Origin of the sequence: Demetria terragena DSM 11295, from assembly GCF_000376825.1 — a bacterium.
In the GTDB taxonomy this organism is placed as follows: Bacteria; Actinomycetota; Actinomycetes; order Actinomycetales; family Dermatophilaceae; genus Demetria; species Demetria terragena.
Window position 1 is genome coordinate 684,517 of record NZ_AQXW01000004.1, and the last position, 13,557, is coordinate 698,073.

Genomic DNA, 13,557 nt, shown 5'->3' on the forward strand with positions numbered 1-13,557 from the left:
CCTTCACGAGATCGGGTGCGCCACTAGCACAGCACCAGTGGCGCTGCGGGTTCGAGGAGACTCTTGCCCGCGCTTGCCGGCGGACTCCGTACGCCACCGACCGGGTCTGCTCCCGGGGCACCCCACCGCGGTGGAGGGTTGCCGACCAGCGAGCCGGGACTTGACGCTGGTGCTCTTGACCTACCGGCAGCCTACGTCAGCGGAGAAGTCCGCGAGAGCCCCGATCTTGCGATGCGGAACGCCGCGACTAGAGCAGTTGGGCCACGGCGTGGATGAGTAATCCCACGAGCCCGCCGACCACGGTGCCGTTGATGCGGATGAACTGCAGGTCCCGTCCCACCATGAGTTCGATGCGACGGGAGGCCTCCTGGCCATCCCATCGCGCCACCGTTTGGCTGATCAACGTGGAGATCTCGCGCCCGTGCGCCTGAACGACATATCCCGCAGCATCCAGCATGCGTTGGTCGATTGCGGCCCGTAGTTCTGTGTCTCGGACGACTCGGTCACCCAGGTCGGCCAAGATGACGGCAAGCCGCGCGCGCAGTGGCCCGTCTGGATCACCCAGCGCCTCGACCACGGTGTGCTGGGCCGAGGTCCAGACGGCCAGCAGTCCGTCGTGAACATCCGGGTGCTCCAGCAGCCTCTCCTTCAGTGCCTCGGCCCGTTCCATTGTGCTGGGATCGTGCTGCAGGTCGCGGGCTAGTTGAGCTAGAAGGTCATCAAAGGCCCGGCGCGCGGGGTGGTCTGCCTGGTCTCGAATGTCGGCCAACCAGGCCATCATCTCCACATAAAGCCGGTCGATGACGGCATCGTCCAACCATCTGGGAGACCACGACGGGGCGCGCGTACCAATAATCCCGGCGATCACCGCCTTATTTGTGCCTGCCCAGGTGTGCACCTCGCGAATGCTGAGGTCGACGAGCCCGTGATGGGAACCGTCGTTCAGGATGCCTTCGAGCAGGCTGCCAACCAAGGCGCTCGAAGGTTCGCGCGCGAGACGCGGCAGCATAAATCCGGTAAGAAGTGTCCGCACTTCATCATCGCGAATGGACCCCACCGCATGGGCTAGCGTCGGCGCGGCCTCGTCGACGACATACCGCGCGTGGGCGGGATCGCGTAGCCATTCGGCTCCGCGCAAGGGAATCTGCGCCTGCTGGACTCGCTCTTGCACGATCTCCGGCCGCAGGAAGTTCTCCGTGACGAAGTCTTCCAGGCTGGCGCCAAGCTGATCCTTCTTCCGTGGGATCAGCGCGGTGTGTGGCACCGGGATGCCGAGCGGGTGACGGAAAAGGGCCGTCACGGCGAACCAATCCGCGATGGCGCCCACCATCGCCGCCTCGGATGCGGCATTCACATAACCCCACACGCCGTCCCTGCCGTGGGTCAACGCAAAGATGACGGCAGCGAGGACGAGGAGGCCGGTGGCCACCACCCGCATCCGGCGCAGGGCTCGTCTACGCGATTCGTCTGGCAGCCCTTCCACCAGGCGTTACTTCGCCTTCCAGGCCAGGGCGGCTTCACCTGAGGCGTAGTTGTCATTGAAAAGGAGCGCGTAGTCTTCCAACTTGGCGCCAGCCGGAACGGCGAAGGCCACCTTCTTGGAGATTGAGTCACCCGGCTTCAAGGTCGTAACGGAGAGCTGATCGCTCGGTTTCATCACCTTCGAGAGAGTGTCTGGCTGACAGGCCTCATCAGACTTGTCGACCATTCCGAACGCCAACTTCGTGGTGATGAAAGCCCCCTCCGACGCGACCATCTTCAAGGTCACGGGGTAGATCACGGTCTGCATCCCGTCGCCGGGAAAGAAGTTGTCGCCACCGGCGGTGTCAATCGTGGGCTCCCCGAATGAGATTTCGGCTTCGCCCCTTCCGATATCGGCCTTCGCCCGCTGAGTCGTGTTCAGCGGCTTCGCCTCGACCTCTTCCTTTTCCATTCGGTAGGTCGACTCGTTCTTGCAGGCTTTCCCGCTTTCCTCTCCGCTCCCACTCTCCTCGGGGCTCGCGCTGCCGCTGTCCTCGGATGGGGACTCCGCGGGCGCAGAAGTTGCTTCGCTCGTGGCGTCGGGGTCCACGGTCTGCGCAGCAGACGAGGTGGGCGACGTCGGCGGGGCCGCCGTCGGAGCAGAGTCCTGACAGGCCGACAGAGCGAAGGTAGCCAACAGTGCCGGGACGACAAGAGCCTTCGTCGAACGTGAGCGATTCATCTTGGTCCTCGAGGATTGAGTGCGGCAACCATCCGCTGCCGCACGAACATCTTAAAGCCAGCATGCGATGCCGTGGGAACCTGAGCCGCGACACTGGCGGACGACGACGGAGTCCGCCGTGAAAGTGGTCTCCGCCCGAATCCGGGCGTCGCCTACTTCGCCCTCCAGGCCAGTTCAGCCTTTCCCTCACTGTAGTTCTGGCTGTAGACGAGCGAATACTTGCTCAGGTCAGCGCCGGCCGGAATGGCAAAGCCGACCTTGCCACTGATGGCATCGCCCTGTTTAAGAATCTCGACCGGGATCTCGTCGCTACTGGGCACCACCGCGTTGCCGACATCTCGCTTGCACGGCCGATCCGAGGGATCAGTGAGCCCGAAGTGCAGCTCGGAGATGACATAAGATCCGGTCACGGCCTTGACGGTCACCGGGTAGATCGCCACCTGGAAGCCGTCGCCCGGGAAGAACGAGGTGCCGCCGGAGGTGTCCACGGTCGGCTTGCCGAAAGACACCTGGGCCTCTCCTTCGCCCTGCTCCTTCTTAATAGTCTGCGGCTCGGACAGTGGCTTTGGACTCACATCTCCCCGCTCCAGCTTGAACAGATCCGTGGACTGGCACTCGCCACTCGACCCGCTCGACGACGCCTCAGGGGTGGTCTCCTCCGAGGGTGACGAAGAGGTTGATTCCGAGGGCTCAGCCGTGGGCGCGGCCGTCGTGGGAGCGGCACTCTGGGGAGCAGCGCTGCTCGCCGGCGCCGATGGCGGCGCAGCGGTCGGCGCAGCATCCTGGCACGCCGTCAGTACGAGGGTCGCTAGCACAGCAGGAACAACAGCGACAGTCTTAGATCGCACAATCTTCATGATGGCTTCCCTTCCTTGCTGAGGTCTGGAGACGCGGGGTTGTCCCTTACTTGGCCTTCCAGGCATGTTCTGCCTTGCCTGAGCTGTAGTCGCTGGCGAAGAGCAGTGAGTAGTCCTCCAACTTTGCTCCCGCCGGAATAGCGAACGCGATCTTCTTTGACATCGTGTCGCCCGGCTTCATCACCTCGACCGGGACTTGATCAGCACGCGACACGACTGCTGCCAAGGTGTCCTGATCGCAGGGGTTGTCTTGTGCGTCTACGAGGCCAAGGCTCAACCTGGTTGAGATGAAGGAGCGCCCGCCCGTCATCTTGATCGTGACGGGATAGATCACCGTCTGCATGCCCTCACCGGGGAAGAAGGTGTCACCACCGGAGGTATCGATGGTTGGTTTTCCGAAAGAGACCTCAGCTTGGCCGTCACCACTCCGGTAGTTGACGGTCTGGACGGCATCCTGCGGCTTGGCCTCGGCGCCCTCCTTCTTGAGCGTGAAACTTCCCCGGCCGTTACACGTGGCCCCCGAATTTTCCTGTTCCGACGTCGACGAGGTTGAGCTCGATGATGACTCAGATGGAGTCTCCTCTGAGGACGGCGAGGAACTTGACTCCGATTGCTCGGCCGTCGGATCTGCGGTCTGGGACGCGGTCGGTGAGACAGGCGTCGGCGGCGCCGCGGTCGGCGCAGCATCCTGGCAAGCCGTCAAGGCGAGCGCCGCGAGCACTGCGGGAACAGCGAGGGCCCTCTTCGATTGCGCGATATTCATCGTGGCTTCCTTCGTGAAATTAAGGCGACAGTCTCCCCCGCCGCACGGTCAGTATGGGACTACGACGGACCGAACACGTCCTCGGTTCCACAAATCGGTGACACATTGTTAGTGAACTTCGCGGACGACCCACATCTCGGCCGTTCCATCCGGGCGATCAGCCGCCACAAACTCTCGCTCGCCCTCAGCTGCCGGGATGCCCTGCGCGTGCGCCGCGGTATTGATCGCCGATGCAACCCGATCCCAGACCGACGCGCCCTGGGGAAACCCCATCTCCCACGTGAACTCGTCCACACCAATCACGGTTCGGTCCTCCAGCAGGTGCGCGCGGACGAGCGGATGTGACCCGTCGATCTCCACCACCAGGACGCCAGGCTCGGGACGCACATCCGTCACTCGATCATCGGAGCCCGCGACATGGGCGATGAGTTCGCCCGCGCGTTGGGGATCGGTGTTCAGCGTCAAGGTGCGGCCCATCATGGCCACGTGTTTGGACGCCGGGCGCGCGGTGGCCGCTCGACCAAAATTGCCCTCCAGGGCGCGATCGCGTACCCGCTGCTGGGTGCCCGTGACGCGGCCTTTGATGAAGAACCACACCACCGAAAGCACCACCACGAGCAGCAAAATAAGGCCAATGTTGCGAAACACCACACGCTCCTTGTGTCGAGATAGACCACCAGTATCGTCGGCACCACACCAGCAACACGCACGAGAGGCATGAGATGAGCAGCGACCGCTCGATCCGCGGCGCCTACTTCGAGGCTCACTATCCGCCCGACCCCACCACCTTCGCTGGCACGGTGATGACCCGCGTGGCAGTCGCCCTCGATACTCGTGACGCGCTGGTGGAAGCATTCACGCCAGTAGCGGCCGACATGTCGACATATTTTCCAGGCGAGTCCGATCTGACGCCTGCCCACGTCGCCCACCTGGTCGATTCGGTGATTGCCGACCACAACGACGTCGTACGCCATCCCTCCCCCGACGCGATCCGCCTGCTCGACGCGCTCGACGGATTTCCCACAGCCGGCCTGGCCATCTCCTTCGGCGCCGGACGGGACGCCGCCGAAGCCGTGCAGACCGTGATGACCACCGTCGGACACTCAATCGAGCTTGGCGCCGACATCAAGGGATACGTCTTTGCCACTGCCAACGACGCCGCCGAGTTGATCCTTGAAGGCCAACTGCGACTGACGTACGGAATCTTCGCCGAGAGTGGAATCGACCTCGGCGAGGCCGCACACCGAGTCCGCGAGGTGTTGGACAGACAGGGACTACCCGTCTTGGCACATGACGACGAGGCGCAGCAGGTGCTCATCGGGCCACTGCTCTACGAGGTGCCCTATCACGGCCACCGACTGCACGAATATGCCGAGCCGGAGCCCGACACAGACCACTAACCGTCGATGACCCGCAACCGAATGGTCTCCGGCATGGCTCGCAACTCATCGAGCACGCCGTCGGACAACCCGGTCGACACGTCGGTCACCACATAGCCCGTCTGCGCGCGGGTATTGAGCATCTGGCCGTCGATGTTGACCTCGTGCTGCGCCATCACGCTGTTGACCTTGGCCAGCACCCCAGGAGTATTCACGTGAAAGTGAATCAGGCGCCGCTCGCCGCCCCGGGACGGCAAGTTGAGCGAGGGCATGTTGACGTTGAGTGTCGTCGTGCCGTGCAGAACGTAGTCGCGCAACTTGCCGGCCACGAAGCGACCGATGTCCTCCTGGGCTTCCTCGGTCGACCCACCAATGTGCGGGGTGAGCACGACGTTGGGGATGCCCTGCAGTGGGGAGGCAAAAGCGTCTCCCCGACGCTTTGGCTCATCCGGAAAGACATCGACAGCGGCGCCAGCGATGTGACCCGACAGAAGATTCTCCCGAAGGGCTTGGTAGTCGACCACGAAGCCGCGCGAAAGATTGAGGAACAGGGACCGTCGGCGCATCCGGGCAAACTGCTCGGCGCCAAAGAACCCGGCATTGCCGTCCCGGCCATCAACGTGAAGGGTGATGACCTCGGCCACCTCCAGCAACTCGTTGAGACTGGAGCACCGAGTGGCGTTGCCGAGGGACAACTTGTCATCGGTGTCGTAGAAGTAGACCTGCAAGCCCAACATCTCGGCCACCACGGACAGTTGAGAGCCGATGTTGCCGTAGCCGACGATGCCCAGCTTGCGGCCGCGGATCTCATGACTGCCCTTGGCGTTCTTGTCCCACACGCCTTCGTGCAGCGAACGGTCTTTTTCGGTGAGCCGTCGCGCCATCAGAATGATCTCGGCGATCGCCAACTCCACGACCGATCGGGTATTGGAGAAGGGTGCGTTGAATGCGGGGATGCCCCGACTCGCGGCCGATGCGAGGTCGATCTGATTGGTGCCGATACAGAACGCGCCGATCGCCTTCAGATCAGGTGCGTGGTCGAGGACCCGGTCGGTGATCTCGGTCTTGGATCGAATCCCGACGAGGTCGACGCCTGCGATGGATTCGATCAGTTCGTCCTCGCTCAACGCACCAGACCGCGTCTCGACATCGACACCGGCCTCTGCCAGGAGTCGCTCGGCCAGTGGGTGGACGCTTTCCAGAAGTAATGCCTTCACAGGCGGCATTGTCTCAACAGGGCCGCTCGCACCCTCAGGGGTGTCCGCGAGACGGAAGGTCATCGCGATCCACGGCGTCCCGATCCGCGAGTTCGGAGCGAACGTTCGCACGGGCCTGCGCCTCCCAGTGGTCGCGTCCGTAACGGGTGGCAAACAGAAATTCTCGGTCCAGCAGGTCGGTTAGGAGTGCCGCCCGGCCTGCCCGAAAATCTTGTTCCGGGAGCCACGAGTACTCGTACCGAACTCCCGTCACATAACGCGCATAGCGCTGCGGCGGTGCAGCCAAGATCGCCAGATCCGCGTCGAGCAATACCGCCGCGGCCTCATCTCCGCTTGCCGCACGGTGGTCGTACGTCGACCGCACCAGATCGGCGACGCGGCGCGCCTGCGCCTCGGGTCGGTGTCCGCCAAGGGCGGCGTACGCCCACTGGGCGGACGCCTCTTCGTTACTGACCGCGCCGCCGGGCTCGGTGCGGTAGACCACGTCGTGGAAGAACGCCGCCAGCCGAATCACCTCAAGGTCGGCCAAGCCCAACGGGTGGACGGCGACGATCTCGTCGATTCGTTCGAGGACCTCACGCAGATGCTCGACGTTGTGATATCCCCGTGCCGGCGAGGCATAAGCCGAGACCACTCGCGCCAACTTCTCAGCGTTCCCGAGCGGCCACCAGGTGGCGAGCTGCTCGAGGTCACCGTCGATAGTTGACCTCAGTGCTCAGCGTGCCGTCGGCGACCGTCAGCTCGATCCGGTCGAGCCGACCACCCTCGGGCTGTGCGCGGAATGGAACGGCCTGCTGGGTGAGGTCCTTACTGAAGGCCTTGCCAGTCGGCAGCGGCCTCCCGTCGCTGGTCAGCTGCACCCGAGACACTTCCTGCTTCTCGGTGAACCAGACCGTACCCAGCACCTCATCCGCATCGCCGCCAAGCCGTTTCACCTCGTGCACGCAGGACCGGCCCACAGCCTCTACGAGCGCAAGGAACGCTTTGGGATCCAAGGGCTCTGTCGGGTCGTCGACCGTGTCGAGTTCCGGCTCACGCCGCTTCCAGAAAGACATGGGTCTTAGCGTACGGGTTCAGGCCACGGGGAGCCCGGCTTGACGCCATGCCCCGAACCCACCGATCACATCGGTCGCCTGGCCAATCCCGATACTGCGCAGCGCGTCTGCGGCAAGCGAGGAGGAGTATCCCTCTTGGCACATCACGATGACTCGCGCGTCGAAGGAGGCCTCCGGAAGTGACGCCTGCTGGCGCGGATCGAATCGCCACTCGAGAACATTTCGCTCCACCAGAATGGGTTTCAACTCCTCGGAGACCTCGCCCTCCGCGTCTCGCTGCGCCTGTGGACGCGTGTCAACGAGAACGGCACGGCCATCGCGCACCTCGGCGTAGGCGTCTTCGGCGGTGATGCGCGCGTACCTCGCGCGGGCCGACGCCAACAGTGCGTCGATGCCGTCAAAGTCGGGCTCGGATTCCGTCACCAACTGTCTCCTTCATCAACGCCGAGCAGCACGAGTCTTTCCTGCTCGATGACGTATCGGTTCATCCCTCGCAGAGCAGGAGCGTACGCGTGAATCGAGGCCGCAAAGGAGCCGCTGCGGTTCACCACATCGTGGATGTGCTTGGCCCCAAACGACCGGCCAGAGCCCTCGGAGAGTTCACGCTCGCGGGGTCCGCCTCCGGCCCAGGTGCTTTCGGTGAGGGTGCCGAGAACCGTGCGGAAAGCGCCACGCGAGCCGACGTGATCGTGCCAGCCGGTGCTCGTACCGGCTGGCCAGCCGATGAGCCAGACCTCGAGCGCATCGGTGCTCTCAAGGCGATGCCAAGAGCGCTCAGGGGAACTCGGGTCGAGGTGTCGCAACAGGTCGCGATCACGAGCGAGGAGCTCAGTCGTGCGAAGCAACTGGTCGGCGTCGAGCAGGGTCGATCGAGCCGGGCTGTGGGTGAGGGTCATGGTCGTACTCCTGGTCAGGGTCTGGTGGCTGGCTGCGCGTGAATCAGCAGCAACAGACCTGGCCCTGCGTCAGGTGAAGATCGAGATGCAAGCGGCGGTGAGCCCACCGAGTCACATAACGCCTTCTAATGCTTTGCATAGGTTTATGTGATCACACGTGGTGGCCTAATGTCCAGCCCCGTCGGGGCGGTCCTCGTTCGGCGTGAAAGCGCGGATCGCGTCCACATCGCTGTTGGCAGCACGGACGTATTCATCAGCCCAGGCTTGGCGGTCTGGGAAGGTCGAACCGTCCACTACCGCGGCGACCGCGGCGTCAATGTCGACCACCGTGTGGCGGAGGGACACATTGCCGTGATCCAGCAGCGCCCAACTTCCACCGGCCCGGCCATATGGCATCCCGATGCTTCCGGGGTTAATCACGAGTCGTCGATCAACGAGCCGAATGAACGGCATGTGGGTATGGCCGCAGACGACCGTGCGGTGATCTTCTGGCAGTTCCGAGAACGCGGCGGCCCACCGGCCTAGGGGCGAATCGACGAGCACGAGTTCGTCATCACGCCGCGGACTGCCATGGCAAAAGACCACCGGCCCAAAACCCGCAACTGGCAGGACCAGCGGATGCGGGAGCTCATCGAGTATCCGCACGTGCTCGGCATTCATTTGAGACGCAGCCCACGGCGTGACGTCAGGCGCTTCGATGGCCTCGCCGCGAGCCATCGCGACCAGTTCACGATCGGCGTTGCCCCTGACCATGCGTAACCGACCGCCTTCGGCCGCGAGACGGTCGAGCACCGGGACTGGCTGCGGGCCAGAGGCAAGATCGCCCGTCACGACCACGAGATCGGCTGCGCGAACGTCAGGTTCATCCAGGACGGCTTCCAGGATGGGCAGCACACCGTGCACATCGGACAGGACCGCGACCGTGGAGATCATGCAGCCATCATCGCGGCTGCTCCAACGGCTGTGGGGGCCGCCCAAAGATCGGGCGGCCCCCACAGTGCATCCGGTTGGCTGTCAGCTGCAGCCGCTGGTGGAGCCGCAGCCCTCGCAGACGTAGCACGATCCAGCTGGGCGCATCTTGGTGCCGCAGGTCATGCACATGGGCGCGTCGGCGGCCTTGCCCTGGAATCTCTCCATCAGCTCAGCCGACGAATGGATTTCCGCGGAGACCTCGCGGGCATCTGCTGCACCGGCACCGGACTGGTCTGCGGGCTCCTGCTCCTTCTTCTTGGTCGCCGGAGCAACCGACTGGGAGAAGCCCTCCAACTCATCCGCATAGTCGTCACCGGACTCGCCGTCAGAGCCACTGGTTGGCTCGGCATAGGAGCCTGTTTCGAGCTGTCGAGCCCGCTCATCGGCGGTATGGATGCCCATGAACGAACGCGTCTCGAAGTCAAGGTGATCCAGTGCCAACCGGCGGAAGACGTAGTCCATGAGCGACTGCGCCATGCGCACGTCCGGGTCGTCCGTCAGGCCAGCCGGCTCGAAGCGCAGGTTGGTGAACTTCTCGACATAGGTCTCCAGCGGCACGCCGTACTGGAGACCGACTGATAGCGCGATGGAGAAGGCGTCCATCACACCGGCGAGTGTCGATCCCTGCTTCCCGAACTTCAGGAAGATCTCGCCCAGGTCCCCGTTCTCATAGCTCGAGGCCGTCAGATAACCCTCGGCACCGCCCACTGCGAACGACGTCGTCTGGCTCTGCCGACGCTTCGGCATGCGCTTGCGGATCGGGCGATACTCGATCACCGTGTCGACCTTGGCCGCGGCCGCTTCGGCGGCAGACTTCTTGTCCTTGGCCGTGGACCCGCCATCAGACAGCGGCTGACCGACCTTGCAGTTGTCGCGGTACACGGCCAACGCCTTGAGGCCGCGCTTCCATCCCTCGAGGTGAACTTCGGCAATCTCCTCGACCGTGGCGTCCTCAGGAAGGTTCACCGTCTTGGAGATCGCTCCCGACAGGAAAGGCTGGGTCGCGGCCATCATGCGAACGTGGCCCATCGGTGAGATCGCGCGCTCGCCCATGGCGCAGTCGAAGACCTCGTAATGTTCCTTCTTCAGGCCAGGTGCATCAATGACGTGGCCCTTCTCCGCGATGTGCTCGACAATCGCTTCGATCTGCTCGGTCTGGTAGCCCATCTTCTTCAAGGCGCGCGGGATCGTCTGGTTCACGATCTGCATCGAGCCGCCGCCCACCAATTTCTTGAACTTCACCAAGGAGAAGTCCGGTTCGATACCGGTGGTGTCGCAGTCCATCATGAAGCCGATGGTCCCGGTCGGCGCGAGGACCGAAGCCTGTGCGTTACGGAAACCGTTCTCGTCGCCAATCGCGACGACATCGGACCAGGCCTTGGTCGCCGCTCGGTGGATGGCGGTGTCCATCGAGTCAAGGGGACGCACGTCGTCGTTGGCGGCCTGGTGCTTGCGCATCACGCGGTTGTGGGCCTCGGCGTTACGGGCGTAGCCGGCATAGGGACCAACCACCCCAGCCAACTCGGCGGAACGCTTGTAGGCGGTACCGGTCATCAAGGAGGTAATCGATGCCGCCAAGGCGCGACCGCCCTCGGACTCATAGCCGTGCCCAGTTGCCATCAACAGCGCGCCGAGGTTGGCATAGCCGATACCAAGCTGGCGGTAGTCGACGGTGGTCTTCCCAATGGACTCGGTCGGGAAGTCCGCGAAGCAGATCGAGATATCCATGGCCGTGATGACCAACTCGACCGTCTTGGCGAAGGTCTGCTCGTCAAAGGTGTCATCCTCGCGCAGGAACTTCAGCAAGTTGAGCGAAGCGAGGTTGCAGGACGAGTTATCCAGGCTCATGTATTCAGAGCAGGGATTCGAGGCAGTGATTCGCCCAGACTCAGGATTGGTGTGCCAGTCGTTGATCGTGTCGTCGTACTGGACGCCTGGGTCGGCGCACTCCCAAGCAGCACGGTTGATCTTGTCGAAAAGGGTGCGGGCGTCGACTTCTTCGATGACTTCGCCGGTGCCACGCGCCCGCAAACCGAACGTCGTGCCGTTCTCGACGGCCTTCATGAACTCGTCGCTGACCCGAACGCTGTTGTTGGCGTTCTGGTACTGAACCGAGGTGATGTCCGCGCCACCGAGGTCCATATCGAACCCAGCGTCGCGCAGCGCCCGGATCTTGTCTTCCTCGCGCGCCTTGGTGTCAATGAACTCTTCGATGTCGGGGTGATCGACATCGAGCACGACCATCTTGGCCGCGCGGCGAGTGGCTCCGCCGGACTTGATCGTCCCCGCTGACGCATCGGCACCCCGCATGAAGGACACCGGGCCAGAGGCCGTCCCACCAGAGGACAGCAACTCCTTGGACGACCGGATTCGCGACAGGTTCAGGCCAGCGCCCGAGCCGCCCTTGAAGATGAAGCCTTCTTCTCGATACCAGTTCAAGATCGAGTCCATCGAGTCATCGACCGCCAGGATGAAGCACGCCGAAACCTGTTGTGGGCTCTTCGTGCCTACGTTGAACCACACCGGGCTGTTGAACGCGAACACCTGGTGCAGCAGCATCCAGGTCAGTTCGTGTTCAAAGACCTCGGCGTCGTCCTCAGTCGTGAAATAGCCGTACTCCCGACCAGCCTTGACATAGGTCAACACGACCCGGTCGATGAGCTGCTTCAGGCTGCGCTCACGCACGTCGGTACCCAAGGCACCGCGGAAGTACTTGGTCGTGACGATCGTCGAGGCGTTGACCGACCAGAAATCGGGGAACTCCACCCCACGCTGCTCGAAGATCGTCTCGCCGGTCTTCCAGTTCTGCTGGATGACGTCGCGCGCCTGCCAGGTCACCTCGTCGTAGGGGTGAACTCCTGGGGTGGTGAAGATGCGCTCGATCTTCAGGCCTTTGCCCTTGCGACGCGCCTGTGACGCAGCGCTGGTCGTCTCGGTCATGACGACTATCCCTTCATAAAAATCGAATCTCGGTCAGACGCGAGTACGACGCCCTCGCGCGGGGCCTGTTGTCTCGAACTAGCCCGGCGGTCCGTCTGAACTCGGCTCAATGCCGACCGCAGGACGCTCCGCGCGCAGCACCGTGATGGCTGCCTCGAAGTCCTCGGTGGATTCAAAGGCCTGATAGACGGAGGCGAACCTCAGGTAGGCAACCTCGTCGAGCTCTCGCAACGGGCCAAGAATCTCCAGGCCAACGTCGTGGGCATCGATCTCGGCCATGCCCTTGGCACGGATCGCTTCTTCAACCCGCTGCGCAAGAAGAGCCAACTCATCTTCGGTCACAGGACGGCCCTGGCATGCCTTGCGCACGCCCACCATCACCTTGTCCCGTGCGAAGGGCTCGCTCGCCCCGGACCGCTTGACCACCGTCAGACTGGCCGTCTCCATCGTGGAGAATCTCTTCCCGCACGACGGACATTGGCGACGTCGTTTGATGTGCGTTCCATCTTCAGAGGTGCGGCTGTCGACGACCCGCGAATCGTCATGACGACAGAACGGACAATGCATCGGCAAACACCTCCTCGGGCGACCACATCCGACTCCACTAGACCCAAAGTCGCCCGGCGGTCCCCCGACGGACGGCCCAACCTGTGGACAATCCTGTGGGTAACTCGTGGATAACGTGGGGACGAGATGTGGACTAGATGTGGACAACTCACAGCCATGTAACTACTAGATATAGCGATCCTAGATCGCGGCACCCCACCACGCAACATTGCCCAGGTCAGTGCGCGTGTCTACCGGATCGGCGCGCCTAGGGCGCCGGGATCTGCAACCTTTGCCCGGTGGACACCTGCGCGGAGTTGAGGTCGTTTGCCAGTTGCAGGTGTGCGATTGCGGCGCTCAGCGGCAACTCGGGAAGACGCTCGCGCGCTACATCAGACAGCGTCTGCCCCGGCCGCACGGTGACATCCTCGGACGCGGTCGGACCGCTCGCCCACGCCGAAACAGCCATGCCGCCCAGGATGGCGATGGCCAGGACCGTCACGAGCAGGGCGCGACGCCCTCGCGCCGTCAAGCGCACTGCGACTGCCGGCAGCGTCGTTGAGGTCGGGCGTGCGGGCACGTCTGAGACCAGGGCGAGATGGCGGCGACGCCGGGGTAGAGCCTGTGGCTGATCGAGCACGGGTGCGAGTGCGCTCATGGAGTCCTCCTGATGCTGTTGCGACGGGTTAACCGAACACCTGTCCGATCGGACGTGCGTACGAGGTATAG

At 63.4% G+C, this 13,557-nt stretch carries 16 protein-coding genes and 1 riboswitch; of the genes, 2 read left to right on the forward strand and 14 right to left on the reverse strand.

Annotated elements, in window-relative coordinates; genetic code table 11:
- Positions 1-64: 64 nt before the first annotated feature.
- A riboswitch (SAM riboswitch) is annotated at positions 65-181 on the reverse strand.
- Between the two features lie 66 nt (positions 182-247).
- From F562_RS0107365 to F562_RS21145, 3 genes are all read right to left on the reverse strand, one after another.
- On the reverse strand, positions 248-1,483 hold the full coding sequence (locus F562_RS0107365; RefSeq protein ID WP_245553626.1) for a DUF445 domain-containing protein: 1,236 nt from the start codon (positions 1,481-1,483) through the stop codon (positions 248-250).
- A 6-nt stretch (positions 1,484-1,489) separates the two neighbouring features.
- The gene (locus tag F562_RS0107370) at positions 1,490-2,203 is read right to left on the reverse strand and encodes a hypothetical protein (RefSeq protein ID WP_018156304.1); all 714 of its coding nucleotides are present in this window, start codon (positions 2,201-2,203) and stop codon (positions 1,490-1,492) included.
- Between the two features lie 152 nt (positions 2,204-2,355).
- Positions 2,356-2,778: a hypothetical protein gene (locus F562_RS21145; protein WP_245553627.1), complete on the reverse strand. Its 423-nt coding sequence runs from the start codon at positions 2,776-2,778 to the stop codon at positions 2,356-2,358.
- 28 nt (positions 2,779-2,806) lie between these two features.
- On the opposite strand from F562_RS21145, the gene F562_RS21150 reads away from it, so the two are divergent.
- Positions 2,807-3,082 carry a hypothetical protein gene (locus F562_RS21150; protein WP_245553628.1) on the forward strand — a complete coding sequence of 92 codons (276 nt, stop codon included), beginning with the start codon at positions 2,807-2,809 and terminating at the stop codon, positions 3,080-3,082.
- Positions 3,083-3,106: 24 nt separating this feature from the next.
- Here F562_RS21150 and F562_RS20105 read toward each other — a convergent pair whose 3' ends face one another.
- Both F562_RS20105 and F562_RS0107385 read right to left on the reverse strand, forming a co-directional pair.
- Positions 3,107-3,823: a hypothetical protein gene (locus F562_RS20105; protein ID WP_018156306.1), complete on the reverse strand. Its 717-nt coding sequence runs from the start codon at positions 3,821-3,823 to the stop codon at positions 3,107-3,109.
- Between the two features lie 108 nt (positions 3,824-3,931).
- Positions 3,932-4,471 carry a hypothetical protein gene (locus F562_RS0107385; RefSeq protein ID WP_040385259.1) on the reverse strand — a complete coding sequence of 180 codons (540 nt, stop codon included), beginning with the start codon at positions 4,469-4,471 and terminating at the stop codon, positions 3,932-3,934.
- 74 nt (positions 4,472-4,545) lie between these two features.
- Between F562_RS0107385 and F562_RS0107390 the strand changes: the two genes are divergently transcribed.
- Positions 4,546-5,223 carry a DUF6891 domain-containing protein gene (locus tag F562_RS0107390; protein ID WP_018156308.1) on the forward strand — a complete coding sequence of 226 codons (678 nt, stop codon included), beginning with the start codon at positions 4,546-4,548 and terminating at the stop codon, positions 5,221-5,223.
- Here the strand turns inward: F562_RS0107390 and serA are convergent.
- From serA to F562_RS18430, 9 genes are all read right to left on the reverse strand, one after another.
- Positions 5,220-6,428, reverse strand: a complete 1,209-nt coding sequence (serA, locus tag F562_RS0107395; protein ID WP_018156309.1) for a phosphoglycerate dehydrogenase — start codon at positions 6,426-6,428, stop codon at positions 5,220-5,222. The two genes, F562_RS0107390 and serA, sit on opposite strands and share 4 nt — an antisense overlap.
- Positions 6,429-6,453: 25 nt before the next feature.
- Positions 6,454-7,062, reverse strand: coding sequence for an HD domain-containing protein (locus F562_RS18420; protein ID WP_211206439.1), 609 nt, complete (start codon positions 7,060-7,062; stop codon positions 6,454-6,456).
- A 46-nt stretch (positions 7,063-7,108) separates the two neighbouring features.
- Positions 7,109-7,474: a hypothetical protein gene (locus F562_RS0107405; RefSeq protein ID WP_018156311.1), complete on the reverse strand. Its 366-nt coding sequence runs from the start codon at positions 7,472-7,474 to the stop codon at positions 7,109-7,111.
- Between the two features lie 18 nt (positions 7,475-7,492).
- Positions 7,493-7,897, reverse strand: coding sequence for a rhodanese-like domain-containing protein (locus F562_RS0107410; protein ID WP_018156312.1), 405 nt, complete (start codon positions 7,895-7,897; stop codon positions 7,493-7,495).
- Positions 7,894-8,370: a cupin domain-containing protein gene (locus F562_RS18425; RefSeq protein ID WP_018156313.1), complete on the reverse strand. Its 477-nt coding sequence runs from the start codon at positions 8,368-8,370 to the stop codon at positions 7,894-7,896. The genes F562_RS0107410 and F562_RS18425 overlap by 4 nt, the downstream gene beginning before the upstream one ends.
- Positions 8,371-8,535: 165 nt before the next feature.
- Positions 8,536-9,303, reverse strand: a complete 768-nt coding sequence (locus tag F562_RS0107420; RefSeq protein ID WP_018156314.1) for a metallophosphoesterase family protein — start codon at positions 9,301-9,303, stop codon at positions 8,536-8,538.
- A gap of 81 nt (positions 9,304-9,384) precedes the next feature.
- Positions 9,385-12,282 (reverse strand): vitamin B12-dependent ribonucleotide reductase, encoded by a 2,898-nt coding sequence (locus F562_RS0107425; protein WP_018156315.1) that lies wholly within the window; start codon positions 12,280-12,282, stop codon positions 9,385-9,387.
- 78 nt (positions 12,283-12,360) lie between these two features.
- On the reverse strand, positions 12,361-12,849 hold the full coding sequence (gene nrdR / locus F562_RS0107430) for a transcriptional regulator NrdR (RefSeq protein WP_026181088.1): 489 nt from the start codon (positions 12,847-12,849) through the stop codon (positions 12,361-12,363).
- A 247-nt stretch (positions 12,850-13,096) separates the two neighbouring features.
- A complete protein-coding gene (locus F562_RS18430) occupies positions 13,097-13,486 on the reverse strand; it encodes a LysM peptidoglycan-binding domain-containing protein (protein ID WP_018156317.1) in 390 nt (129 codons plus the stop codon).
- Positions 13,487-13,557: the final 71 nt, after the last annotated feature.

Excerpts from the sequence above, each read along its gene's own strand:
- F562_RS0107370 (WP_018156304.1), bottom strand. The coding sequence starts at position 2,203 with ATGAATCGCTCACGTTCGACGAAGGCTCTTGTCGTCCCGGCACTGTTG.
- F562_RS20105 (WP_018156306.1), bottom strand. The coding sequence starts at position 3,823 with ATGAATATCGCGCAATCGAAGAGGGCCCTCGCTGTTCCCGCAGTGCTC.
- F562_RS0107390 (WP_018156308.1), top strand. The coding sequence starts at position 4,546 with ATGAGCAGCGACCGCTCGATCCGCGGCGCCTACTTCGAGGCTCACTAT.
- serA (WP_018156309.1), bottom strand. The coding sequence starts at position 6,428 with ATGCCGCCTGTGAAGGCATTACTTCTGGAAAGCGTCCACCCACTGGCC.
- F562_RS0107405 (WP_018156311.1), bottom strand. The coding sequence starts at position 7,474 with ATGTCTTTCTGGAAGCGGCGTGAGCCGGAACTCGACACGGTCGACGAC.
- F562_RS18425 (WP_018156313.1), bottom strand. The coding sequence starts at position 8,370 with ATGACCCTCACCCACAGCCCGGCTCGATCGACCCTGCTCGACGCCGAC.
- F562_RS0107420 (WP_018156314.1), bottom strand. The coding sequence starts at position 9,303 with ATGATCTCCACGGTCGCGGTCCTGTCCGATGTGCACGGTGTGCTGCCC.
- F562_RS0107425 (WP_018156315.1), bottom strand. The coding sequence starts at position 12,282 with ATGACCGAGACGACCAGCGCTGCGTCACAGGCGCGTCGCAAGGGCAAA.
- nrdR (WP_026181088.1), bottom strand. The coding sequence starts at position 12,849 with ATGCATTGTCCGTTCTGTCGTCATGACGATTCGCGGGTCGTCGACAGC.
- F562_RS18430 (WP_018156317.1), bottom strand. The coding sequence starts at position 13,486 with ATGAGCGCACTCGCACCCGTGCTCGATCAGCCACAGGCTCTACCCCGG.